The sequence below is a fragment of the Mucilaginibacter flavidus genome (assembly GCF_024055575.1).
Taxonomy (GTDB): domain Bacteria; phylum Bacteroidota; class Bacteroidia; order Sphingobacteriales; family Sphingobacteriaceae; genus Mucilaginibacter; species Mucilaginibacter flavidus.
Genome location: NZ_JAMXOE010000006.1, coordinates 13872 through 40528, shown reverse-complemented (window position 1 = coordinate 40528; position 26657 = coordinate 13872). Strand labels below are relative to the sequence as shown.

Annotated in this window: 19 protein-coding genes and 1 riboswitch; of the genes, 4 read left to right on the top strand and 15 right to left on the bottom strand. The window is 43.1% G+C overall.

Annotated elements, in window-relative coordinates; translation table 11 throughout:
* Positions 1–297: 297 nt before the first annotated feature.
* The 3 genes from NAF19_RS11635 to NAF19_RS11625 all read right to left on the bottom strand — a co-directional run bounded on the left by NAF19_RS11635 (position 298) and on the right by NAF19_RS11625 (position 3685).
* Positions 298–981, bottom strand: a complete 684-nt coding sequence (locus tag NAF19_RS11635) for an SIR2 family NAD-dependent protein deacylase (protein WP_252790222.1) — start codon at positions 979–981, stop codon at positions 298–300.
* A gap of 159 nt (positions 982–1140) precedes the next feature.
* On the bottom strand, positions 1141–1716 hold the full coding sequence (locus NAF19_RS11630; protein ID WP_252790221.1) for a DUF6580 family putative transport protein: 576 nt from the start codon (positions 1714–1716) through the stop codon (positions 1141–1143).
* A 49-nt stretch (positions 1717–1765) separates the two neighbouring features.
* Positions 1766–3685 carry a TonB-dependent receptor plug domain-containing protein gene (locus NAF19_RS11625; RefSeq protein ID WP_252790220.1) on the bottom strand — a complete coding sequence of 640 codons (1920 nt, stop codon included), beginning with the start codon at positions 3683–3685 and terminating at the stop codon, positions 1766–1768.
* Between the two features lie 107 nt (positions 3686–3792).
* Positions 3793–3987, bottom strand: a riboswitch (cobalamin riboswitch).
* A gap of 91 nt (positions 3988–4078) precedes the next feature.
* Between NAF19_RS11625 and NAF19_RS11620 the strand changes: the two genes are divergently transcribed.
* Positions 4079–5326: a serine hydrolase gene (locus tag NAF19_RS11620; protein ID WP_252790219.1), complete on the top strand. Its 1248-nt coding sequence runs from the start codon at positions 4079–4081 to the stop codon at positions 5324–5326.
* A gap of 227 nt (positions 5327–5553) precedes the next feature.
* Positions 5554–6261, top strand: a complete 708-nt coding sequence (locus tag NAF19_RS11615) for an SRPBCC family protein (protein ID WP_252790218.1) — start codon at positions 5554–5556, stop codon at positions 6259–6261.
* 278 nt (positions 6262–6539) lie between these two features.
* Here the strand turns inward: NAF19_RS11615 and NAF19_RS11610 are convergent, their stop codons facing one another.
* The 4 genes from NAF19_RS11610 to NAF19_RS11595 form a co-directional block, all read right to left on the bottom strand.
* Positions 6540–8105: a glucuronyl esterase domain-containing protein gene (locus NAF19_RS11610; protein ID WP_252790217.1), complete on the bottom strand. Its 1566-nt coding sequence runs from the start codon at positions 8103–8105 to the stop codon at positions 6540–6542.
* Between the two features lie 32 nt (positions 8106–8137).
* Complete coding sequence (locus tag NAF19_RS11605) at positions 8138–10129, bottom strand: sialate O-acetylesterase (protein ID WP_252790216.1); 1992 nt, start codon at positions 10127–10129, stop codon at positions 8138–8140.
* 21 nt (positions 10130–10150) lie between these two features.
* Positions 10151–10897 carry an SDR family NAD(P)-dependent oxidoreductase gene (locus tag NAF19_RS11600; protein WP_252790215.1) on the bottom strand — a complete coding sequence of 249 codons (747 nt, stop codon included), beginning with the start codon at positions 10895–10897 and terminating at the stop codon, positions 10151–10153.
* Positions 10898–11057: 160 nt separating this feature from the next.
* A complete protein-coding gene (locus NAF19_RS11595; RefSeq protein WP_252790214.1) occupies positions 11058–13907 on the bottom strand; it encodes a glycosyl hydrolase 115 family protein in 2850 nt (949 codons plus the stop codon).
* 162 nt (positions 13908–14069) lie between these two features.
* Here NAF19_RS11595 and NAF19_RS11590 point away from each other — a divergent pair, with 162 nt between their 5' ends.
* Positions 14070–15107 carry a LacI family DNA-binding transcriptional regulator gene (locus NAF19_RS11590; protein ID WP_252790213.1) on the top strand — a complete coding sequence of 346 codons (1038 nt, stop codon included), beginning with the start codon at positions 14070–14072 and terminating at the stop codon, positions 15105–15107.
* Between the two features lie 592 nt (positions 15108–15699).
* Here the strand turns inward: NAF19_RS11590 and NAF19_RS11585 are convergent.
* The 8 genes from NAF19_RS11585 to mnmE all read right to left on the bottom strand — a co-directional run bounded on the left by NAF19_RS11585 (position 15700) and on the right by mnmE (position 25034).
* A complete protein-coding gene (locus NAF19_RS11585) occupies positions 15700–15891 on the bottom strand; it encodes a hypothetical protein (protein ID WP_252790212.1) in 192 nt (63 codons plus the stop codon).
* A 30-nt stretch (positions 15892–15921) separates the two neighbouring features.
* Positions 15922–17052: an efflux RND transporter periplasmic adaptor subunit gene (locus tag NAF19_RS11580; protein ID WP_252790211.1), complete on the bottom strand. Its 1131-nt coding sequence runs from the start codon at positions 17050–17052 to the stop codon at positions 15922–15924.
* A gap of 10 nt (positions 17053–17062) precedes the next feature.
* The gene (locus NAF19_RS11575) at positions 17063–21415 is read right to left on the bottom strand and encodes a CusA/CzcA family heavy metal efflux RND transporter (protein ID WP_252790210.1); all 4353 of its coding nucleotides are present in this window, start codon (positions 21413–21415) and stop codon (positions 17063–17065) included.
* Positions 21416–21510: 95 nt separating this feature from the next.
* The gene (locus NAF19_RS11570; RefSeq protein ID WP_252790209.1) at positions 21511–21897 is read right to left on the bottom strand and encodes a hypothetical protein; all 387 of its coding nucleotides are present in this window, start codon (positions 21895–21897) and stop codon (positions 21511–21513) included.
* Positions 21898–22022: 125 nt separating this feature from the next.
* Positions 22023–22742 carry a glycoside hydrolase family 130 protein gene (locus NAF19_RS11565; RefSeq protein WP_370362875.1) on the bottom strand — a complete coding sequence of 240 codons (720 nt, stop codon included), beginning with the start codon at positions 22740–22742 and terminating at the stop codon, positions 22023–22025.
* 57 nt (positions 22743–22799) lie between these two features.
* Complete coding sequence (locus NAF19_RS11560) at positions 22800–23027, bottom strand: hypothetical protein (protein WP_252790207.1); 228 nt, start codon at positions 23025–23027, stop codon at positions 22800–22802.
* Between the two features lie 103 nt (positions 23028–23130).
* A complete protein-coding gene (locus NAF19_RS11555) occupies positions 23131–23481 on the bottom strand; it encodes a hypothetical protein (protein ID WP_252790206.1) in 351 nt (116 codons plus the stop codon).
* Positions 23482–23648: 167 nt separating this feature from the next.
* The gene (gene mnmE, locus NAF19_RS11550) at positions 23649–25034 is read right to left on the bottom strand and encodes a tRNA uridine-5-carboxymethylaminomethyl(34) synthesis GTPase MnmE (protein ID WP_370362871.1); all 1386 of its coding nucleotides are present in this window, start codon (positions 25032–25034) and stop codon (positions 23649–23651) included.
* A 160-nt stretch (positions 25035–25194) separates the two neighbouring features.
* Between mnmE and NAF19_RS11545 the strand changes: the two genes are divergently transcribed.
* Entirely contained in the window at positions 25195–26256 is a 1062-nt protein-coding gene (locus NAF19_RS11545; protein WP_252790205.1) for a nucleoid-associated protein, read from the top strand.
* Positions 26257–26657: the final 401 nt, after the last annotated feature.

Below are 26657 nucleotides of genomic sequence, written 5' to 3'. Positions count from 1 at the left end.
CTGAAATGGCGCGCCACCGTTAGCTAGTAAATTCAATTTTTCTTAACTAAATGACCATATAAGCTAATTTAAAGACATAATTTATCAATATTTTACCATTTTTTTACTAAAAATTACCATTTATTGTAAATAAATTCCACATAAAAGGTATAGTATATAGGTTTATATCTAAATTCTTTCAAATCCCAGGCGTAAAATTCGATTTTTTATTAAATATTGTTAATACAGGGCTGTTTTATTAGGAAATATTAATGATTACAGCATATTACGGGCTGGTTTATTAATGAATCGACCATTTTAGCGCAATAATTTTTCTACGATCCTACTAACACCCATTGTCGCCTTCTCTTCAATCTTTATAAAGGAACTATCATCACCCAGATAAGGAATCTTGGGATCTATGATATATTTCGGAGCTCCATTTGGAACATAATCAACCAACCCGGCGGCCGGGTACACCGCCAGTGACGAGCCGACAAGGATAAAGATATCGGCTTCTGTACAAATTCTTGCGGCTTTTTCAATCATGGGCACAGCCTCGCCGAACCAAACCACATGGGCACGCAACTGCGAACCCATCTCGCACTTCTCCCCCATTTTAATTTCCCAGCCGTTTATCGGATAAGTTAGATTGGAGTTCCGACTCGATTGCGACCGCGTGATAATGCCATGCAGGTGCACCACATTGCTTGAGCCTCCGCGCTCGTGCAAGTCGTCGATATTTTGGGTGATGATAGTTACATGGTATTTTTCCTCGAGCCTGGCCAGCGCATAATGTGCAGCATTAGGATTTGCCTCCAATACCGATTTGCGGCGTTGGTTATAAAAGTCCTGCACCAGGTCTGGATTGCGGCGCCATGCTTCGGGGGTTGCCACGTCTTGTATATTATAACCCTCCCAAAGGCCATCGCTGTCTCTGAATGTTTTTAAACCACTTTCGGCGCTTATGCCGGCGCCGGTTAATACAACAATTTTTTTCATGATGTTTCTTTTTAGAGAAGCAATGCATCTCTGGATTTATTATTTTTTGAACCAACCAGAATAGGGATACAAAGTATTGTGTTTCTACCAGAAAAATCATCCCACAAAAAAAAGCGACCCTTTTTAGTGAACCGCTTTTATTTTTAATACTATGTTATATCAAACAGCGAGTTCGTTTTTAGTGCGTAAAACGGTGTATTTGCTTTTCGCCAGCTCAAAGCCGCCAAATAGTATAGCGCCAAATACCAGGTCACCCAAAAGCATATTCCGCTCGAAAGGTATCGCAGCTACCAGCGATAAAGCATAGCCGCCAAGGGTATGCGGATATTGTGCGCCGTAGAAAAAAGGTAAATCTGTAAATAACCAATGGAATAGAACAGCAATCAATGCTGCAAAAGCAACGTTTCCAACCGAGACTTTCTTAATAAAAGTCCCTATAAACACCATCAGCAAAAATGGCAGATAAACCCATACCGCACCCGAATACCAAAGTATTAGTTTAGATGTATATAAATAGTTAATCAGGATATCGCTCAAAAATAAAGTGCAAAAAACAGTAAGATATGCTTTCCACTTATCAGTAAAGTAAGCACCGCCAAACAAAGCTATTGCGCCAATCGGGGTAAAATTACTTAAGGTATAAGGAAAGTTATAACTAACTAACCTGCCTAACGATACTATCAGCATTAACGCAATAAGTACTATGGTGCGGGTGTGTATTTTCTTTAATGACATATCTTTATTTATGCTGTAAAATTACGTATTATCCTGTTAAATAAAAATGTTAGTTTATTTGGTACTTAATCCCGGCCATAAAGTTAAATCCGCGGGTATTGTAACCTACCCAATCAATATATTTTGCATCAAACAGGTTCTTTAAATCAGCAAATAAAACAATTCGTTTGTTAGCGTCATATTGCAGATGTGCATCAACCAGATTATAATGTTTTAAGTTAACAATACTGGATGAGAAATCAGGATTAAATTTGGTATCGCTCCTGTCACCGGTATATTTATAATCTAAACCGGCCGAAAAGCTTTTAATAAATTGATAAGCAACTGAGGCTCCGTATGTGTTTTTAGGCCTTCTGAAAAGGTTAGCTGTTTGCTTACCGTTAACATCGGTTTGTTTGCCGGTTACATAAGCAGCAAATGCCGATGCGGTAAGTTTATCAATGTTTAATTTCAGTTCGCTTTCAAATCCTTTATCCTTCTGAAATGCGCCGTTTTCGTAAACACCATACGGCGGGTCGTTTAAATTTTTGAAATAGATAACATCCTTTGTATCATATTTATAAAACACGGTATTAAAAGATAATGTATTTTTAACCAGTTGCCAATCGAAACCGGCCTCGTAAGATGTGGTTGTTTCCGGTTTCAGGTCTGGATTTTTGTATTGAGAAAATAACTGGTATAATGATGGCGCTTTAAATGCTGATGCAATGGTTCCGAACACTTTAAATTGGTCGGCAAGGTAAAGCGAAGGGTTAACGGTATAAGTAAAGTTACTGCCATATTTGCTATGGTGATTGTACCGGCCACCTAACTCTAAATGGAACATACCGGTTTTAAAAAACAGGGTAGTGTATACGCTGGCAATACTGTTGTGTTTATCCTTTAGCGTATCGTAGGTATTAAACTGGTCGGTTTTGCTGTATTTGAAATTCGCACCACTGGTAATATCAAGGTATTTGTTAATCCCATAATTAAAAACAGCGTCGGCATTCGTAATGTTACCTGTGTTTTTTTGGTAAAAAGGGAAATTAAAGTTAGACGGACCCGCCAAATCGTTATAGCGGTTTTTCACACTATTTTGGCTGATATTAAATCTCAAATCTCCTTTCTCCAGTTTAAGTTTACCTCCTAAGCCGCCGAATATAAAAGTGTTGGCATAGGTGTATCCTTTATCATCTTTAAAGGCCGCAGCTGGTAAATCACCTTTGTTATAACTTGCCTGCAAATTCCCGTTCAGTATAAATTTCTCCGATATCTGTTGGGTTAAATTCACACTTGCCGACCGCTGGTGAAAGCCGTCTTTCTTAAAATTGCCGTTACCTGTAGTATCAGTAGCAGCCGCAAAACCTTTTGAGTCGGTATTTGAAAGGTTTATGGCGATGCCTGTATTCTTAATCCGCCCGTCTAAGCCGGCTGACTCATTAAATGTACTATAAGTACCACCACTTGCCTGCAGGTTAGCCTTAAGCCCTCGTTGTTTGGGATGTTTGGTAATGATGTTAATTACACCTGCAACCGCATCCGAACCGTATAAGGTTGAGCCGCTTCCTTTTAAAATTTCGATGCGTTCAATCTGATCGAGCGGGAATGCATTTAAATCATAACTACCATCGATAGACGACGAGTTGTTAACTGCAAAACCATCAACTAAAATGAGCGTATTGCCCGTTGAGGCGCCACGAAGAAAAATGGACGAACTTATTCCCGGCGCGTTGTTGGCTCCCGAAAATGTAATACCCGGCACCGAGTTTAGCAACTGTGGCAAGGTTTTACCTGTTGACTTGTTGATTTGTTCGGCAGTAATAACGGCTACTACCCTGCCAATTTCGCTCAATTTTTTTGGCGACCGCGTGGCAGTTACTACCACATCATTCAATACCCTGGATGTATCCTGGGCATGCGCAGCTGTACTCAACAGCGCGAGTTGTGCAAACCCCAGGCCTGCAGCAACAAAGTAATTTTTTTTCATGTTGTTGTGAGTTTAAACCCACAGCATCACAGAAATGGAAAGTTTGGAATGGAAACACACCTCCGGACGGGCATTCACATTCAAGCTTCAATCCCCGAAAGCTATGAATAATATTAATGCCTTTGGCAGGTATTCTGACTTGCTCCCCTCTTGCCCGGCCTTCCCATCCGCCGGTTGGCGAACAGTGACCATTTGAATGGGCATTGGTTATAGAGCTTACAGCTGCGGGACAGTTACGGATTTACACCATATTCCCTTTTAATCCTGATGATAAACCAGGAACCTTAAGCGCTGCAAAAGTAGGATAAGAATTTAAAAACTCAAATATTGTTGTTGATTAAGTTGACTGGGTTAATTGCGTTGATTAAGTTTGATTTAACAACGCCCGGCACCATGAAGAAATACATTTTACTTTATTTGTTTTTGATGATGAATATTACCGCTTTTGCGCAACAGCCCGACACCATTTTCCTTAAAAGCCTGCTGCAATCACACCCCGAGCTGTTTGCAGGCATTTTAAAACATCGCACCAATAATGAAGTGCAGATATTGTATACGCAAATTAACCGCGACAAAAACAATGTGCCACACTTCAAATCATACAGCTATCACCTTAATGCCAACCACTATTTTTATCCTGCCAGTACAGTGAAATTACCTACTGCCATATTTGCACTTGAAAAACTGAACGAATTGAATATACCCGGGTTGACGATGCAATCCGTCATGAAAACTGACAGTTCGTTTACCGGCGAAACTAAAATGCTGGAAGATACTTCATCAACTAACGGATTGCCAAGTATTGAAAACTACATCAAAAAAATACTGCTGGTTAGCGATAACTTTGCCTATAATCGCTTATATGAGTTCGTTGGCCGGGCCGAAATCAATCAAAAGCTAAAAAAATACGGACTTAACAATACCCGAATTATTGGCCGACTGGCTATTTACGATGCCGGTGAAAATGCTAAACACACCAATTCTATTGACTTTTATAACGGAGATAAGCTGGTTTACCACCAACCCGCGCAATATGATGCTAGCGAATATCCCATGCATCTTGACAATATGATACAGGGAATTGGCTACCTGGATAAAAACGACAAGCTGATAAACAAGCCTTTCGATTTCAGCGAGAAAAATGTTTACACCATTGCCGATATGCAAACGGTGTTAAAACGCTTGCTGTTTCCGGGTGTGTTTCCCAAAGAACAACAGTTTAACCTAACGGCTGACCATTATAAATTTATCTACCGCTACATGAGCATGTTTCCCGGCGAAAGCACCAAGCCTACCTACAACCGGCCCGAATACTACCCAGCCTACTGCAAGTTCCTCTTCTACGATGGCGACAGCACAGCAACTATTAACCCGTATATCAGGATATTCAACAAGGTGGGCGACTCATACGGCTACAATATTGATAATGCTTATATTGTTGATTTCAAGCACAATGTGGAATTCATATTAACAGCAGTTGTACAATCAAACGAGGACGGCATCTATAATGACGACAAGTACGAATATGCCACTGTATGCCTCCCTTTCATGAAAAACTTGGGGCAGGTAATTTATCAGTACGAGTTGAGCCGTACTAAGAAGTATGTGCCCGATCTGTCCAATTTTAAGTTCAAGTATTAGGAGTTGATTGGGTTGATTAAGTTGGATTGAGTTGATTAAGTTTAAGTTGAATAAAAAGATACAACCTGGTAATCATTTAATCTGGCGAATCAAGGTTCAGACAAAATCAGCAATCCAAAATTAGCGTAATCATCCCAAATCAGTGGTTAAAATCGGTGAAATCACAATAAATAAAACTACTTCCCATATCCATTGTTAAATATCTATTACCTATTTAAACAATTATTATGGCAACCACAGCATTACAGCGTATCCGGCACAATGGTAACGCAACAATAAATTTAAACTGGCCCGAGCGGTACATATCGATAGCGGCAGGTGTAAAACTTAGTTTTTCAGGTATCCGGAATATCTTTAAGAGCCCTTTTACCAGTATATTAAAGCTTGGAGCGGGCGGTTACCTTGTAAATCGCGGCATTAGCGGTCATTGCGAACTTTACTCACAAGCGGGTAAACTAAGCACCTCCCCTGTTAATGTAAATATTCGTACGGCATTCAGTATCGATAAACCAAGGCAGGAAGTTTATGCCTTTTGGCGTCAGCTGGATAACCTACCGCTGTTTATGAAACACCTGGACAAGGTAGATGTGATTGACGAAAAGCGTTCGCATTGGGTACTTAAGCTTCCAACCGGCGTGGCTAACGTGAGTTGGGATGCTGAAATTGTTCATGATGAGCCTGGGTATATGATAGGCTGGAGTTCGCTCCCCGATTCAATTATTGATAATGCAGGTAAAGTCCGCTTCCGCGATACCGAAGATGGTGGAACGCTCATTGACGTGGTTATCAGCTACCAGCCACCCGCCGGCGGCTTGGGTGCAAGCCTGGCCCACGTGTTTAATCCGCTGTTCAAAAAGCTGGTAGATGATGACGTACAGAACTTGAAACAATACATGGATATTAGTGAAAAAGAGGGTGTTATTATAGTTTTGTAATTATCCAAATCATTGATTCACTTGATTTTGGAGTAAAAGATTTCTGTCGTATTGCGTTAAGATCAACCAATGTTGTTACCAGATTGGCGTCTGGTAAAGCAAATTTCAATGGTGCACCTTTGGAAAGTCACTGGAATAAACATCCAGTCGACTTCGCCTTCGTCTATGGCCTACAGGGACTAATTGCACGATGGATTAGTTCCTGTTTTTGCAAAAGGGCTTTTATCTTAGTAAATTAATTAACAATAGCCCTTTTATAAATGCCGCTTTAAGAACTACTACCGACCAATATTTTTATTCGCCCATTTCAAAAACCATTTCATATTTGCCTGGTCCTGGTGCCCCTGGTCGTGTTGTCGCCATGCCAACTGGCCGTCAAGCATGGGTGTGTTAACCGGTGGCATTTTTTCAGTGTTATAGTCGTTGGAAACACCAAGGTCCTTTACGCCAAGTAACTTGTAAACTGTACCTGCAGCAACCTCGGCCATGTAGCTTCCCTGGTGATCAAGCCATTTGGCGTCACCTTTTTCGGGAATACCATAACTTACTAAAAGCAATCGCGGCGCGCACAGCGCAATTAACTCATGCGAATCAACAGGTATATCACAGGCTGTTTTGCTGCCGAACTTTGCCTCGGAGGCTCCATATTTCATAAAATTCCCTGCCATCCAGTAGTATTCACCACCTGTTAAACTTTCAACAGCTTCGCCCCAATTCCTGCGGTTTAGTTTAGTACCTCCTTCTCCTGATGAACCGATGAGCCCCAATGCAAATCGCGGTTCAAACGCCATGGTAACAAGCGCTGCTTTTCCATATCTTGAGACGCCCTCAATACCAACATGTTTAACATCAACCTTTGGCTCATTTGCCTCGAGGTAATCCAAACCGCGTGCAGCACCCCATGCCCATGCCCTCAAAGCGCCCCAATCATCGGGCTTGCGTGGCTGGCCTTTGTTGACAAGGCCTATTATGCAGCGCGTTAATCCTGTACCGTTATCAGCCTGTATGCTGCCCGGATTTATATAAGCAAAACCCCAACCGGCTGCAATCAGCTGTTCGTTGGTTGGCGGGTCGTTATTCACACCATTTACCCCAGGTTGGTCAACCGGACCCGGGGTTGGCTGCCTTGGAGGGCCAAAAAAGGGATATGATGCCGTAACCATTTGATATGCAGGATGCTCATTAAATACATTTTGCAGGGCTGGGTCCTGTTGCACCAGTAATTTTCTGAGCGCATTGTTTAACTCATCAATCTGGGCAGGGTTAGGTTGGCTCGGAGAAGGAGCGCGAGCCGGGCCAAACATCATTAGCAAAGGTACAGGGCCTTTTGCATTTGCAGGTAAAACCACAGTCATCTCAATATCGACGCTAATTAATGGATATGCCGAATTATCTGCATGCCCCACCAGTTGCTTTGCGATAACCGGGGTGAAACCAATATACTCATGATCAATATATTTGGTTTCCCAGGTTACCTTAGGTAAAATTTTAGGAAGCCGCCCATACACTTCCCGCTCCATATCTTCAACTATCTCGGGCTGGCGCATTTTCCACCATACATCAGGCGACGATACTTTTTTGCCATTTTTTAAGGTAAGCACATCCGGCAAGGCAGGGCATAGATTTGCTTTTGATTCGTCGTAATTGGCATGATTGGCATCGTTCTCGTTACCACTTGGACCGGGGCGAAGCGACTTAATGCCCAGTTGGTCCATCATGTTTTGATGGTCCTGTTCGGCGGTAAAATTTACCGGTGCAGGATAATTACCGGGCGAGGACTGGCTTGTACTTTGCGCAGCGGCCTGGAAAGCGGCGAAAATAAGTAAGTAAACTGCTTTTTTCATAGTAAATACTTTGTTAATATCTAATCAAATTACTACTGACTATCCGTTCTGAACGGTGATGCAGGAAGACCTTCTTTATTATACAAGTTTGCTCCCTCCGGGTTATCTGCCCAGGCATAACGCACATACATTGGCCTGGATACTTCTTCTCTCGTTACCACCACCCTGTCACCATCAATTATCGCGTTTGCCCAAACAAACTTTTTATCGGCGCCTGCAATCGCAAACTGGTTAAGTTCGGTACCATCTTTTATCATCAAACCCGAGCCTACGCTGGTAAACCTGATGATAATTTTATTGCCTTCAATAGCGGCCGATTGAAAAATGGGACCGGAAGAAACAAGTTGCTTTTCGCCATAGGCAACCTTTTCGGCAGCAAGTGCAAGGCGGTCGCCAACATCTTTTTTATTTAATGGATGTATATCATTCCACTCGCCGGCATCAATTGCCACAGCCATCCCGGTTTTTGGTACCGATAAAGTATGCAACTGAGCTTCCCTCACTTCGGCCCACTGGCTTTCGGATGGCGAGTATTGAACTTCCATAAAGTTTGGTAGCTGAGCGTACAAAAAAGGCAGGTCTGGGATTTTCCACTTTGCACGCCAGTCGCTAATTAATGCTGGCAACAGTTGATTGTATTCTTTTGGGCTGAAAGTATTTGCTTCACCCTGGTACCACACAAAACCTTTAACTGCGTAGTTGATGACAGGCGCAACCATGGTGTTGTATAATCCGGCCGGCTCGTTCTGCGCTGAAAATGGCGCGATTGTATTGCTCGTCTCCTCCACAGGACCAAACACCTGCCCTACCTTATATTGCCAATCGCCTCGAATATCGATCGTAGTAGTATCGTCAGTCAGTTCGTAACGTTTGTCGGGCACAAAGCCGCCTTTTCCTGATGTATTGGTAACCCTCACCACAATAAGGTTATTCCCGGCCTTGAGCACCCTGGCCGGTATAGTATACCTTCGGGGCGGATATTGATAAGTGATATTGCCAACTTTTACACCATTAACATAAGTCTCGTCGGCATCCACAATCCGGCCAACGAACAACTTTGCCGGTTTACCAGCCATGCGCGCAGGCACCTGTATCTCTTTACGAAACCATACCACACCATTTAGCCCTTTTATGCCCTGGTCGGCCCAGTAACCGGGAAGCCAGAACTTGTGCCAGTCTTTTGGTTGATAGTTAACCTCATACCACTTCAGTTCACCGCTGAGTCCTTTATCTGGTTGTTTGATCCCTGCTTTCTGTTCAATGGCAGGCTTCGCCGGGTTTTGTAATCTATTGAGATACGCCGTATCCTTAAGCTGAGCCAAACGGTCGGCGTATTTAGGAATTCCCTTTAACCCGTCAGCGCTTGTCCAAGCCTGGATGGGGGTGCCCCCTACGCTCGAGTTTATGATTCCGATGGGGACATGATATTTAAGATACGAGTCCCTCGCAAAAAAATAAGACACCGCGCCAAATGTGAGCACATCAGTCGGATTGGCGCTTATCCATTTGCCCGCGGGCAAATCTTGATGTACACTTCTTACATCGCTGGCTGTTGCAACGAAAAAATTCCTGATCTTTGGATATTCCGCGGTCGCTATTTCATTTGGGTATCTTTCCTTTACCCGCTCCATATTAATAACCATGTTTGATTGGCCGGAACAAAACCAAACATCGCCTATTAAAATATTTTTGATAATGATATGGTTCCTTGCATTGATATCCATTTGATAAGGCCCACCGGCTTTCATTGGCAGCATTGTTGTTTTCCAATTCCCGGCGGCGTCGGCAATGATTTTTGAAATTTGATGGTTAAATTGAATTGTGATGTGCTCGCCCGGCGATGCCCAACCCCATAAATTCAATTTCGTATCGCGTTGCAACACCATACCATCACTTATTAGCTGCGGCAAGCGTACCTGCGCGGTGCAAATGCAGGCTGCCAGGGTAAGAAAAGTGCAAACGGTAAAGAAGACTGTTCTCCCCTTGCTTTGCCCTGCCTGTTGGATTGTCAAATGTTTCGCCATATTATTTAACAACTGAAAACATTAAAAACCGATAGAATTGCCTCCATCTACCGGCAAAACAACGCCGGTAACAAATTTAGCGGCATCCGACGTTAGATACAAAATTGCTGCGGCAACATCATCGACATCACCAAGTTTGCCCATTGGAGTTCTTGATAGTACTTTATTTTTTCGTTCGGCATCACTTTCCAATGCGGTGCCCGACATGGCCGTAGCAATAAACCCGGGGGCCACGCAATTTACACGGATACCACGGGGCGAAAGTTCGGTCGCCATAGCCCTCGTAATCCCTTCGATAGCCGTTTTGGCAGCAGTATAGGCAATTACCAACGGTATACCATATTGCGCAGCCATCGAGCTAATATTAACTATACTGCCACTTCTCTTTTCCAGCATATATTTAACAACCTCACGGGTCAATGAAAATACGGAGAGCAGATTGGTTTGAATCACCTGTTGAAAATCCTGGTCGGTAACTTCGGTAAACGACTTCTTCATGTTTATACCTGCGTTATTTACCAGGATATCGGGCGTGCCGAACTCTTTTACCAATGAGTTAACAAAATCCGGTAAACCAGCTGTATTATTTAAATCATAAATCTTGTAACAACATAATTCGCCGGAATCATTTGCAGCGTCCTGCAATTTTTTCTCATTACGCCCAATTATTATAGTTTTAATGCCGTTTGCTACAAAAGCCTTCGTTGTGGCTAGTCCTATTCCTGATGCCCCGCCAGTTATTATGGCCAGTTTAGGAGATATATTCATTTTATAAGATTTATAATATCACTTGGGTTTTTAGTCGCGGTCGTGGTATTATCACCCGCCTAAAAAGTGCTTACAAATGCTAATGTATAAAATATTTATGCAATCGATTGCATAAATATTTTATTTTTGTTAACCTTGGGAAATAGATCAAATGAAAACATTATTTGGTTACCCGGTAAAAACTTTCCGGCGGGCCCAAATAACTTGGTTTTTCACCACCACAATTAATCACGAGTTTTTGCAGTACCACACCCGGATCAACCATCCAGTATTTTAAAACATGCCGCCCGGTTTTACTTATCCTGTGAGTAGAAGTAAGCTTTTTGATATTATTGCTTACATCGATGCTCCATGCCTGTGGCGACTGATCTGCGTTGATATTAATCACCTGCGGCTGTTCATTATCTATTGAAATGGCATAACGAAGACCGTGTGTGTTTGTAAAATCAATGGCAGGCGAAATATAGGCCTCAAACTCTACCCTGCCCGTGTCGCTTAAATTTATTGTATACTCCAAATGCGGACCATTGCCACCAGGGATTTGGCTTTTGGCGGTAACGGGAGCCGGCATTACGCCGGATAGTGTCCTTCCATATCCAGGGATGATTGTCCATGCCACATTCTTGTTCCCAACAACTTTGGTATAATGCTCAGCTTCTATTGAAACAACGCCATTTTCTTCATAAAAGCCTGAAGCATTCGCCGGTAACGTTTTATTTATAAGCACCTCTAACGCGACTTTTTGACTATTTCCATCAATAACTACAGGCACCTTGCTTATTCCCTTTGGTGCTTTTATCCAGTCCACATTTACCCAAAGTCGCTGCTCATCAATTATGTTGCCGTTTGCAGGCCCGATCGTTATGTAATCAGCTTTTAGCAAAACTTTATAGCCAAAACTGCCCTGCCCTTTGTTAAAAATTTCGATATAATGCTTTCGCTTTTCACCCTGGAAAAAAGCCAGCGATTGTTTCGACTGGCCCAATTCAGTTCCATCAATACTGACCCCCATTTGCGGCGCGGCCGCCGGCAGTTGAATCGTTTTCAAATCCGGCAATTTGTTATGAGCCGGTTGCTGCCAGTAGGTATAACCAATATGAGTTTGATCCATCATGTGGTTCCATTTACCATTGGCCATAACCTTGTTATAGTAATCAGATATCAAGGAATCGCGTTCATAACACTTTCTTACACTGTCGGCCATTGCATTAGTAGCCGCCCTTTGCTGTGTTGCATAAGCCTTATTTTTCGCCGTGTAGTAATACATTTCGTAAAGGTTTGCACAAGCTTCCACCGGGTGCAACACCAGTTGGTAGTAAGCATCTTTAAATTGAGGAGGTAGTTTCGCGCGAAGCCTTGTAGCCGCAGCTCTAAGATTTTCATAACCTTTTACTACATTTTCAAACTCGTTATAATTAACCAGGCTATAAGTACTGTCGTTAAGCAGTTCAGGCTTTCGGCGGGAATTAAATTTGGTGTACAAATTTAAAACATGGGCTATTTCTGCAGCGTGCACCGTTCCGAATTGTTGGGCCGCCCATTGCTCCGTATATTTATCAAGGCTGGTGACCGGCCACTTATCCGGCGACCATGCATAATCCAGGAAGAAGCTTATTGGGAATTCCATGGGCTTCAGGTCTCCAACGTTTACAATCCAAACCTGGCGGGCATTGTATTCATAAGCCAGGTGCATTTGTTCCCACGTCTTACTTATTTGATTAGTATTAACCCATTTATAATTACGCGGGTCGCCCACATAATCAAAGTGGTAATAAATGCCATAACCGCCTTTCCTGGCTGGGCCGCCTGACCTGGGCAGCTTGCGGATATTTCCCCAATTATCGTCACAAAGCAGCAACGTTACATCATCGGGCACGCGCATGCCTTTATCGTAATAAGCCTGAACTTCTTTATACAGCGCCCACATTTGTGGAGTTTGCGCTGCATCTTTCCCGGTAACACTTGCAATTATCTGCCGCTGGTCCTTTACTATCTTTTCTAACAGGGCTATGTTACTGCCTTCAGTCATCGGCATATCGCCATCGCCCCGCATCCCAACGGTTACAATGGTTTCCTTACTACCCATGTTTTCGATGCCTTTTCGCCAAAAATCGCGCAATACAGCGCCGTTGGTTTCATAATTCCATGCGCCTACGCCATAACGTTTCCATTCCTGCTGCGCCCTGTCCATAGGTTCGTGATGCGAGGTGCCCATAACTATGCCATATTTATCTGCCAGCACGGGGTTAAGTTTGTCATCGTCATTAAATGCATTTCCCCACATGGCGGGCCACAAATAATTCCCTTTTAAGCGCAAAATAAGTTCAAACATTTTTTCGTACACCAAATGGTTAACACCACCAAACTTCTCCTTAGCCCAACCCGAAAAAGCCGGTGCTTCGTCATTTATAAATATTCCCCGGTACTTCACCGCCGGTCCTTTTTCAATACATTTCCCAGGCGTTATATATAAATTATCGTGATGTGGTATGGGTACATCCGCCCACCAATACCAGGGAGATACACCCATTTGTGCAGACAGGTCATATATGCCGTAAATAGTCCCTCTCTTATCACTACCAACTATAACCAATGCTTTTTTAACACCGGGAATGGGGTTATCAACTACTTGCGTAATATGCGCTTCCCACTTTCCTATTATACTGCCGGCGTCTATTTTTCCCCGTTTTATCATTTTGTCAATCAGCCCATTTTTACCGATTGTTCCGATGATTATCAATTGCTTTTCTGCGCCGATTTTATTTATAGTAGCGGGTGACGAATTGGTCACGGATTTAATATCATTCTGAAGGCTTTTTACTGCGAGCGTAACCCCCGGAAACTCCGCATCGGTTGTGTACAACGTCGTTGATTCGCCATTAGTGGAAACAGCAAAATACCCGGCACCGTTTGTAAACGATATGTGAGGAGTTTTTGCTAATGATTGCCCGTAGCATGCACATGGAACAATTAAAACTACAGGCAATAACACATAAAACAAGTTTTTCATTTATAGCCTATTTATGGAGAAATATTAACGCGGTAGTTGAAAATAAAACAATAAGTTTATACCCTCAAATATATTTGTTTTGCAATCGATTGCAAAGAATTTCATGCAAAATTAGTTGGGGGAAATTACCAACCGGATGTATATTTATAATATAGAAATAACATGGCTGACGCAGGTAAAGAAATAACCATTTACGATATTGCTCAAAAGCTTAACCTATCTGCCGCAACTGTAAGCCGGGGCTTAAAAGACCATCCGGGAATAAATAAAAACACGAAAAAGAAGATACTTGCCACCGCGGAGAAAATGGGTTACCGTTTTAACTCCTTCGCGAGCAACCTTCGTAAAAAAAATAGTAATATCATCGGTGTAATCGTTCCGCGCCTTAACAGCAACTTTATGTCGGATGTTATAGCCGGAATTGAAAAGGTGGTTAACAAGGCTGGATATACACTCTTTATCAGCCAATCATTTGAATCGATGCAGCATGAAATAACCAACGCAAAAGCGATGTTTAACAACCGTGTAGACGGCATATTGGTTTCGTTGGCGTACGACACTACCAATATCAGTCATTTTGAGCAGTTTACCAGGCGCAATATACCCGTTGTGTTTTTCGACAGGGTAATAGAACACGAAAAATATCCGGCCATTTGTATCGACAATTATAAAGCGGCCAATACTTTGGTAAGCCACCTTATTGAACAAGGCTGCAATAGAATAGTTCACATTAGCGGCGATCAAAGACGCAATGTTTACGCCGACCGGACACGCGGCTATCAACAGGCTTTAAAGGATAACCAACTACCTTTTGAGGATGAACTGTTGATAGTTAATGACCTGAGCCAGGCTGCTGCTATACAAGCCGCCAAAAAAATCTTAAAAATGCGCCCCCTCCCCGATGCAGTATTTGCGGCAAGCGACTTTTGTGCAATAAATTGTATGCTCGAAATAAAAAAAGCCGGCTTAAAAATACCCGGAGACATAGCCTTCGCAGGTTTTAATAACGACCAGATGGCCTGCGTGGTTGAACCCCAATTAACAACTATTGACTATAAAGGCTTTGAAATGGGCGAGTTTGCGGCAAGAATGATCATCAATCATTTAGTAAATCCAGGCGAGCTGCAAAACACGCATAGCCTTGTATTACGGTCGGAGTTGATTATAAGGGAATCATCTTTAAAGGCTGGAGTAAAATAATTATTGGCTATTTGCCGATACAGAAAGCAATTTTGCGTTGATTATCAGTTAGTTATAAGTTTTGAATTACAAATAGGCAGCAAAAAATCCGACCTTTTTTTTAGGATACTTTCATTGTTTAGAATGTGAATAACTTTGAAAAGTTTCCTCAAATACCAACATATTTATTATAAGGTATAAGTTAAAAAAAAGTTTTAGGCTTATCGAAAATCATTTTGAAATCGATAACGAAATTAATTTTAGACTCTACAATATTGCGGAGTCTAAAATCTTTAAAGCAATTTTTGAATTGTACACATATTTTAATTAATACAAGCGTAACATGGTCATTAATTTCCCTCTCCAAATTAAGCCTGTACCCAATTGGTTATTTAATTAACTTCTCAAATCTTGCCGGAACTGAACGAAGCTGAAGCAATACTTGATAATTACTTTCGTCCCGGTAACGCTTTCTTACAATAATATCGGTATCTGCCCGCATGATTTTACCGGTTTTCTCTAGAAAGCCGGATGCTGTAAAGTGATATGAACCCGGTGTTAATTGTCTGAATATAGTACTCCCGTCAGCAGCGGAAAGCTGCATTCCGTGGTATCAGGTGTTTCCCGAGCTGTCTTTTAAAGGTATCCCAGAATAGTAGTAAATGTAAATATCTGGTACAGCCTGCTGATTGTATTTTAGGGTAACGCTGATATTTCCATTATATACCACAGCCTTTTCACAACCGGGAAATATGATAATGTTGAACATAAAGACGGTCAGTGTTATTTTAGATTTTTTTTTCATCGTTAACAGATTTTTTTGAAAAAATTCCATTTATTCCGCCTTATTTTTCATCATCATTAGCAGCGAGTATGCACCTTTGGTAACATAAACGCCCGAAAGCGTTTCACTGTTCTGCGTAATAATTTCCGTAGCGCCATTTTCGCTTTCACCTGTTTTTACTTCAGTCATCTCATACTGGTTTCCACCCCTAACCCGGTACACATACTGTTTACCTTCAAACTGAATAATTGCATCTGCCGGCAAGACTGAGGCCTTGCTATTTTTAACCTGTATTTCGGCATTCATATAAGTGCCAGGGACGAGGGTTTTATCATACGTTTCAAAATGACAATGTACATCAGCATTCCTGTCGGCGGAAAGGTCTCGGCCGATCAGTAAAATAGCCCCGGCATGCTTTTTTGCCGGCTCATTATTGGTATAGGCGACCAGCTTTTGACCGATGTATAATTTATCCAGGTCCTTCTCGTACACTTTCAGTGCCAGGTGGATATCTGTCGGATCAACCAACTCAAAAAGCACTTCGGTAGGTGATACGTATTTGCCGATGTTGACATTTACTTTAGATACAAAGCCGCTGATCGGAGAATAAATATTCACGCTCCGCGATATTTTCGCCGCGCTGATGTTTCGCACGTTGATCCCGATAAGCTGCAGTTTCTCAGCTAAAGAGCTGATCAAAACCTGTTGGCTCCTGTATTCAGCCTCGGCCTGTTGAAAAACTTTATCACTGCTGGCTTTGCTTTGGTTAAGATCCTTTTGACGGTTGTATTCATTTTCAAGGTACCCGATCCTTGCTTTCGCGGTCAGATAATCCTGCTGTAACTGGATGTATTGCTGATCCTCGATGACCGCGATCGCCTCACCCTTGTTCACATGCATGCCCGGTAACAGTTTGGTAGATTTCAAATACCCGCCTAAAGGCACACTGATGGAAACCATGTTTTGCGGGGGAACGTCAATTTTGCCGTTGAGTTTTAATATGGACGAGATTTCCTGTTGCCCAATCTTACCGGTTGCTATCGATGCATTTTTTAGCTGTGCATCTGTTAAAGTGACAATATTTGGATTGCCTGCTTTGTCTGTAGTTTCTGCTGCCGGTTTTTTACCGCCGCAGGCTGATAGGGTTAATATGATTGCTGATAAATATATTATGGATTTCATGAGCTGAATTTTAGTTGTTAGAAAAATAGTTAAGTTGTATGACCGCCTCATTGAGGCTGCGGACAGCCTCCAAGTAATCATTTTTGATCGTGGTAGCCTGGTTAAGCAGCTGCGCCCATTCCAGGTAGTTGATATTCCCGGCCGCTATTTGCTGGTTGGCCGTATTGGTGATCAATTCGGCATTTTTTAAGGGTTTGCTTTCAAAATAGGATACGGTTTGCAGATATTTCTGGTATTGGAGATTTGCCGCACGATAAGCAGATGTTATGTTTTGTACCTCCAACGCAAAATTACTCTCCGCTATCTGTTTGTTCACCCGGGCGCTGTTGATCCTGGCTTTTTGTGCGCCTGCGAAAATGGGGATACCAATTCCCACCTGCACCGAATTAAACCGGTTTGAGCCATTATACAGCTTATTATCAGCCCCGATACCCTTGATACTGGTATTGTTATATCCGATGGACAGATCAGGCAAAAGCCTGCTTTTTTCCACGCGGATTGCGGCATTCGCAATTTGTTGTTGCTGCGCTATTAATTTTACCGCCGGGTGTTCCTTTAAATTCAGGCTGTCTTCGGCAGCAGAAAGACTTAATTTATGGCTGGCACGCGTTATTGTGAATAGATTAGTTGAATTCAGCAGCAGCTGGAATTGTAATTGCAATATGGCTTCATCTTCTTTCAACTGGTTCAATTGCATTCGTGCCTGCCCCAGTAAGGTTTCGGCACTGGTTTTCTCTAGTATATTGGTTTCTCCTTTAGACAGCCGTAACTCCGCTTTTTTATAAAACCCCAGGTACAGGCTATCGGTATGCTGTAGCAACAACTTTTTCTGTTCCATATAAACCAGGGTATAGTACACCTGGCTGACCTGCTTTTTTAACAGCGCCTCATTGACAGCAACGCTCAATACACTGTTTTTCCAATCTTCTTTTAAAAGTTCCTTTTGCCTGCTGTACATGGTTGGGAAGCTGAAGGATTGAGAAATGCCAAACCTGGTATCCGTATAGCTGCTGTTGATCTGCCCTGCTTCGCCAAATAAGCTTGCCTGGGAGATATTAGCCGAAGTGCCGATCAGCATTTGATGATATTTTGCCTTCAACTGTTCGTGCTTCACCTGCAAATTGTTTTTTAGAGCCGTGTCTAACGCAGCTTTAAGCGTTATAGGCGTTTGGGCATTTGCAAACTGACTGAGGCCCATTAACAAGAAAACCGACAGTATTTTAGTTGTTTTTTTGCCCGGTGCTGTTAGGAACGCTTTTTCGAACATAATATACAACACCGGCAATACAAACAAGGTAAGAAAAGTGGCAATCAGCAAACCACCGATGACTACCGTGGCCAAAGGACGTTGTACTTCGGCTCCTGCACCATTGCTGATAGCCATCGGAAAAAAGCCCAACGAGGCTACAAATGCGGTCATGAGTACCGGCCTTAGCCTTACTTTAGTACCCATTATTACGATACGTTTCAAATCGGTCATTCCTTCTTTTTTTAATTGGTTAAACTCTGCTATCAGTACAATTCCGTTGAGCACAGCCACCCCAAACAAGGCTATAAAGCCCACTCCGGCGCTGATGCTGAATGGCATGCCCCGCAAAGCCAGGAACAGGATGCCTCCGATAGCCGATAAGGGAATTGCAGAGTAGATCAATAATCCATGCTTAATAGAGTTGAATGCAAAATACAGCAACAGAAAGATGAGCAGCAACGAAACGGGAACGGCAATCAATAAGCGCTGCTTTGCCGCATTCAGATTTTCAAATGCACCGCCATAGGTAACGTAATACCCGGTCGGGAATTTGAGTTGCTTATCTACCTTGGCCTGCAATTCGTTTACAATAGTTTGCACATCCCGGCCACGCACATTAAAGCCGACTACGATACGGCGTTTGGCATCCTCGCGCTGGATCTGGTTGGGGCCGTCCTTGATCTGTACATCTGCCAATTGATATAATGGGATTTGGGTTCCTTGCGGTGTCGGGATGAGTAAGTTTTGGATATCCTTCAGGTTTTTTTTCTGCTCGCCGCTCATCCTTACCACTACTTCAAAGCGTTTTTCGCCTTCAAACAGGGTGCCGGTACTTTGTCCGGCAAGAGCGGTATTCACCACCTTATTTATATCGGTAATATTGAGGTTATACTGTGCAATGGCATTACGATTGTAGTTGATGATGATTTGCGGCATACCTGCAACCGCCTCCACATACAGGTTTTTAGCGCCATCTACGGTATTGATGATCTTACCCAGCTTATTAGCATAAGTTGCAAGAGTATCCAGGTCTTCACCAAATATTTTACAAACTACATCCTGGCGCGCACCCGTCATGAGTTCGTTAAAACGCATTTGTACCGGGAACTGGAAGCCCGCGGTAACGCCCGGAACAGCCTGTAAAGCCTTTCCCATTTTTTCAGATAGTTCATTAAAGGTCTTGGCTGATGTCCACTCTTCCTTGGGTTTTAGGATCACCATCATATCACTGGCATCCATCGGCATCGGGTCCGTCGGTACTTCACCGCTGCCTATTTTCGTCACCACCTTTTCTACTTCAGGAAATTGTGTTTTTAAGATATGAGCCGCTTTTTGGGTATTGGCGATGGTTGTATTGAGGCTGCTGCCCGTTAATACCCTTGTGTCCACCGCAAAATCACCTTCTTCCAGCGCGGGTATAAACTCGCCGCCTAACGTGGTTAACACATAAGCGGAAAATATAAACAGCCCCACAACAGTTAGCAAAATCACTTTAGGAAAAGCAATTACCCGGTTAAGGGCTGACTGATAAGCTCTTTCTACCTTCGCCATCAACCGGTCCGAAAAATTGGGCTTATGCTTGATCTTCTTACTCAGGAACACGGCGCTCATCATAGGGATATAGGTAAGTGATAAAATAAAAGCACCCAATAAAGCAAAGGCTACCGTTTGCGCCATAGGCTTAAACATTTTGCCTTCAATGCCCTGTAAAGTGAAGATTGGCAGATAAACCACCAGGATGATGATCTGTCCAAAAACGGCACTATTCATCATTTTGCTGGCAGAGCTGTTCACCTCCTTGTCCATATCTTCCTGGCCTAATGCACCAACCTTTGTAAAATGCTTACTATGACTAAGTGTGTGCATCACTGCCTCCACAATAATTACGGCGCCATCCACAATCAGACCAAAATCCAGGGCGCCAAGGCTCATCAGGTTACCGCTTACGCCAAAAAGGTTCATCATAATAATGGCGAACAGCATAGCCAGCGGGATCACAGAGGCGACCAGCAAGCCGGCCCTGAAATTTCCGAGGAATAATACCAGTACAAATACGACGATCAGCGCGCCTTCCAGCAGGTTACGCTCTACCGTACCGATGGCATTGTTTACCATTTTGGTCCGGTCCAGGAATGGCTCGATCACCACGCCTTCGGGCATGGTTTTCTGGATCTGCACGATACGCTCCTTCACATTTTTGATCACCTCACTGCTGTTGGCGCCCTTGAGCATCATTACAACGGCGCCGGCAACTTCACCTTCGTCGTTATAACACATCGCCCCGTAGCGGGTGGCATAGCCTATTTTAACATCAGCCACATCTTTAATAAAAAGCGGAGATCCATCGGTTGTGTTTTTAATCACCGTGTTGTTGATATCATCCATGCTCCCGATCAATCCCTGGCTACGGATATAAAGCACTGTTGGCCCTTTTTCGATATAGGCGCCGCCGGTATTCTGGTTGTTGTTTTCCAGCGCTTTAAAAACATCAGTAATCGTAATATTATGCGAAAGCAGTTTGTTGGGGTCGACTTCAATGGAATACTGTTTCAGCTTGCCGCCGAAGCTGCTCACCTCGGCTACACCTTTCACCCCCAGTAACTGCCGGCGAACGATCCAATCCTGGATGGTCCGCAGGTCTGTTTCGTTGTATTTCCCGGCATAACCTTTTTTCGGGCGCACCACATACTGGTAAATCTCGCCAAGCCCGGTGCTTACCGGGCCAAGCTCGGGTGTGCCAATGCCTGCCGGTATCTGGTTTTGAACTTTTTGCAAACGTTCGGCTACCTGCTGCCTTGCCCAGTAAATATCGGTGGCATCGTCAAAAACGATGGTCACGAGTGAAAGGCCAAACCTCGAAAAGCTTCGGATCTCTTTTAAGCCCGAAATATTGCTGTTGGCTTGTTCAATAGGATACGTTACTAAACGTTCGATATCAGTAGCCCCGAATGAAGGGGCAATGGTGATAACCTGTACCTGGTTATTGGTGATATCAGGTACGGCATCAATGGGCAGCTTTGTGAATTGATAGCTGCCATAGCCGATCAGAGCAATGATAAAAAGCCCCACGATCAGCTTATTCCTCACGGAAAAAGCGATAATATGATTTAACATAAAATATGATCTTGAAAAATTAGTAATTCAAAAAGTACCGCATAGCAGAAATAACTATGCTTAAGCACTATTCATAAAATTGAATGGAACACTAATTAACAAGATTTTGGCGGTTGCCAGACACGGGATAAATAGGACGATGGGATCAATTCATCCTGGGGTATATGCACTTCCTTTTCAGGAATGTGTATAACATGGGTACCGAAAATATGAACCAGTCGCGGAATTACCACGGGCGAAACCGTGGCTGCACAATTATCCGCCGTTTTGAAAGGCAGTTTCATATCCTCGCTGTAGTCTTTATCCTTCGGGCTGCCATGCATGTAGTGCATGTTCAGGAACTGCAGAAATGAAATGTTCTTATTCCCCTTCCGGTGATCGGCAAAGTGCTCAAACACCACAGGCAATTTCAGCAACTGGTGTAGTTCAGTTGTTGAGAACAGGTAGGCTGTTAAAAGCAATATGGCCGCAAACTTTTTCAAACTTCTGCAAAAATAGAGAATAATTACCAATCGCTTTTAAATTTAATTCACTTGATTGTCAATTGCTGATCATTTAATTCTGTATAAAAACTGAACGGCCTAAGTATAACGGTCTCCGTTAAACCTTAACCCATTAGCAATTCATCAGGAATATCCAATCGCGCTACCCCTATATAATTATCAGCCATTCCATAATAAATGTCAAAACGGTTGGGTGTACCCAGATCGTCAGGCCGGTCAATACCGGTAGGAAAAACCACGCTTTGGACAATCCCGACACGTTCTTCTAAAAGTTGCGGCTCTAATATGGGATGCGAGGACCGGTATAAGATATTATCCGGCTGATCTATACCTAAGATCATTACGCCTGCTGAATAAACCAAATGGTGTGACCGATCACCGACAGGTAGCTTTTGGTGGACACCGTGATAGACCAGCAGCCAGCCGTGCTTGCATAAAACCGGAGGTGTTCCTGCACCGATCTTGATCTTTTCCCATGCCGCCTCTGGCAATGCCAGCGTACTATTAGATTCAAACTCCTGCAGGTGTTCGGCCTCACGGCCGTTTAGCATGAGATCGCTATACGATATCCAGATACATTCATGGTGGACCCTGACCCTGCGGTCGTCAGTGTCGCACATGATATCCTCCGGCAGGGTACCGGGAAATAAGGGCCGATGAAGCATCACAATGGAAGTGTCGCCATGCGGGCTGGTCATGGGTTTGGGGAAGATGCAGGCATCCTTATTACAAACGTCATTAAAAGTGATCTGTTTATAATCTGCAAAATCGGCGAGGCCCAGGCGTTCCCATTGTAACAGGTCTTTTGACACCGCTAAAGCAATGTGCGCGGCCCCTTTGACGAAAAAGCAGTATAGGTCATGATATATTGCCCGATCGGCTCAAAATAGGTGACCCAGCCGTTTAACCGCAACTGGGTCACCCTTTTCGTCGAACATTACTTTTGCTATGCGGGAATAATTCCCTTTCCCAACCAGCGGCGGAAATAAATACAGGTCGCCGTCAGGTCCACGTATGGCCGCCGGATTTAATACGCCTTTGATCTCCAGCTCATTTCCGGGTTCCGGCCGCATGATGATCCCTATGCGCTTTAGGTTAAATCCGTCCATACATCGCTTTTAAGATACTATAATATAGCTTCATTTAATACAATATTTTATTCTGTTTCACCTTGAACTCTTTTTTATGATGGAATGATTCGTTACCGTATTCTCATTCCAGTTCAATTCTCCAGTTCCCGTCAGCGCATTGATCGATCAGGATATCTAACAGATGCGCATAAAAGGCGACTAGCCCTTTAAATACAAAATGAAATCCCTGGTGGGTAACCGGGAAGTCGCTTCCCGGAAAATCAGCTTCGCCCACCGCCAATATCCGGTAACCCTCTGAGGCAAGCACCTCAATTGCTCCTGCTATCTGTTTCTTTTCGCTGCTGTTTAAATGGCTGATGTTGATCAACGCTTCGGGTGCGCCTTTAGCGGCGATGATCCGATGTCCCTTTACATTTTCAAACAGGTGGGTCATCATAGGCGGCTTACCGCCCAGCGGATATTCGTGGATCATTTTATAACCTGGACGCTCATATGTTTTTGAGTAACAACTGGCTAACAAAAGTCGGAAAAACAGGCACAATTACCCAAGAGCTTGGACCAGAAGAATTGCCATACCTTATTAACAGTGAGATGTTTACTTGTCGGAAACGTTCGCAAATATTGGCTATTGTGCACGTCCTATTTGCCAATACAAAACTTACTAAAAATATTTTCAAGCAAATCATCAGTAGTAACTGCCCCGGTAATTTCGCCGAGATAGTGCAAAGCCTGTTTAATATCCATCGCTAAAAAATCAGAAGTTACGGTATCCATGCCGTTAAGTACGCGGCTTAAGGCTTCTTCGGTTTTTTGCAGCGCCTCCAGGTGGCGGATATTGGTTACCAGCGTTTCATCATCGTTCAGCCGGCTTTTTATGGCAGCGTTATAAATACTGCTTTTCAATTCGTCGATATGGAGTTTTTCTTTAGCTGATATAAAGATTAAGTTTGAGAGGCCATAGGCAGGGAAATCCAGCAGGATAGGCGCACCATTTAATAAATCAATTTTGTTGGCCACCAACAGCATATTAATGCCAGGCTTCTGCAGGCTTTCAATATCCTGGTTCAGCTGTTTTTCTGTCATTTCAGATGCATCGTAAACATAAATCAACAATGCCGACTGGCTGATTTTTTCCATCGTCCGCTGCACCCCGATCTGCTCTATGGTATCAGTGGCCTCACGGATACCGGCAGTATCGATCAGCCTGAAATTGATTCCTTGTATATTCAGGACTTCTTCAATAGTATCGCGGGTGGTACCGGGGATATGGCTGACTATAGCGCGCTCCTCATTGAGTAAAGCGTTTAAAAGCGTTGATTTACCAGCGTTTGGTCGACCAGCAATTACGGTATTTACACCCTGCTTTATGGCATTACCCAATTCGAACGACCGGATAAGACTGCCAATTACCCGGTTAATTTCGTTAATCAACTTTTTAAGCTGATCGCGGTTGGCAAATTCTACATCTTCTTCGGCAAAGTCCAGTTCCAGCTCAATCAGCGAGGCGAATTGTACCAGTTGCTCGCGCAGTGCTTGTAATTGATTGCTAAAGCCGCCTCTAAGCTGGTTTAAGGCCACCTGTTGTGATGCTTTGGAGTTGGATGCGATTAAATCAGCAACAGCCTCTGCCTGCGATAAATCCAGCTGACCATTGAGAAAAGCTCTCAATGTAAACTCTCCTGCTTTAGCCGACCTCGCCCCCTTCTTTATCAGCAGTTTTATAATTGATTCAATTATGTACGCCGAACCATGGCATGAAATCTCAACTACGTTTTCTCTGGTGTAAGAACGCGGGGCTATAAATAACGAAACCAAAACCTCGTCCAATATCATATCGCCATCGGTAATGCTGCCAAAATGAATGGTGTGCGATGCCTGTTTGGTTAAATCCTTTCCTTTAAAAACGCTGTTGGCTATAGTGATTGCTTCCGGTCCTGAAAGGCGGATAATACCTATAGCCCCGGTTCCGGTTGGGGTGGCAAGGGCGACGATTGTTTGGTCATTAGTCATTGGGTCATTAGTCATTAGGGCGTTTGCGGCGAAGCAAGCGGATAAACAGGGCGCAAAGTTCGGCATTTGGTAGCATTCTTTCGCAATAAAACAGCTTTCTTACGCTTCGATGTGATTTCCGGCTATGAACAATCAACTATGAACCATGAACTAAAAAAGCTACTTTCGCCCTATTATGGTAACCTTTTTTGAAGCTTCGCTCGATACTATTTCTGTACATCATGTCGGCAACCCGTCGATAAATGAGTTGTATTCGCTATCTGATAACCCGCTCGAATTAAAGGACGACGTTATCCCCAACCTTTTGATGCAGTATTTTCTAAAGCCATTTGAAAAAGCGAACGAGGTTTACCATCTCACCCACAGCAGCGGCGACCTTGCCCTAAACGAAATCCACCATTTTGTTACCAGGATATTCGAGCAAAAAGAAAAATTTCATGAAGCATCTGAGCTGATTGCCAAGTTCCTTTTTAAGGTAACCACGCATCCCAATATAAAAGGCGGCGAACTTTACGTGGTTTACTTTAACAAGGTGCAGATTGAGGGTAACCCACTGGATTGTATAGGCATCTTCAAATCCGAAAATAAAGAGACTTACCTGAAAGTTTACCCTGACAAAGGCGGTTTCCAGGTTGATTACGAGGAAAATGCTATCAATATTAACAAGCTTGACAAAGGCGCGCTGATTTTCAACATTGAAAAAGAGAACGGCTATAAAGTGGTAGTAATTGATAAAAACGGCAATGGCAGCAGTGATGCCGCTGTATATTGGAAAGACAATTTCCTGCAGCTAAAAATTCGCAACGATAGCTACAACCAAACCAGCAATGCGCTGGGCGTTTACAAAAACTTTGTCACCAATAAACTGGATGATGAGTTTGAAATGAGCAAAGCGGATAAAATTGACCTGCTAAATCGCTCCATGAAATATTTTAAGGAAAAAGAAACTTTTGATATGGATGAGTTTACGGGTGAAGTAATCGGCAACCCGCAGGCAATAGAATCGTTCAAAAACTTCAAGAACCAATACGAACAGGAGTTTGATACCCCTATCTCCGATACCTTCGAAATATCAGACAACGCCGTTAAGAAGCAGGCTAAAGTTTATAAAAGCGTGCTAAAACTGGATAAGAATTTCCACATTTACATCCACGGCAATAAGGACCTGATTGAGAAAGGTTTTGATGATGGCAAGGCAATGAATTATTATAAGGTTTATTTTAAGGAAGAAGCATAAGTGTTCCAAAGCGTTCCATTTTTGCACGCGGAACACCCCGAACACTACGGAACATACTAATTATCAGCCATTTAAGTTTTTAACAATATTTAATATATTGATTATTAGACAATTAAGTAATTATCGGGGAATTCCTTCCACAGATTTAGCAGGCTTTTACTGGGTGCAGACCGTTTAAAGTGAATACATTCCGGCAAAGCGTTCCATTTTTGAACATGCGGAACACCCCGAACACTATGGAACGTTCTGATTATCAATTACTTTAATTTTCTGACATTTGTAAGTTGCTGATAATCAAACGTGATAAAATTTGACACTTGTGTACGCTGTGCTGTAATTTATTTTAAATTAACCTGTTCCATGTTTTTGGATCTAAAAAATCGCGGAAATTTTTAGTCTTA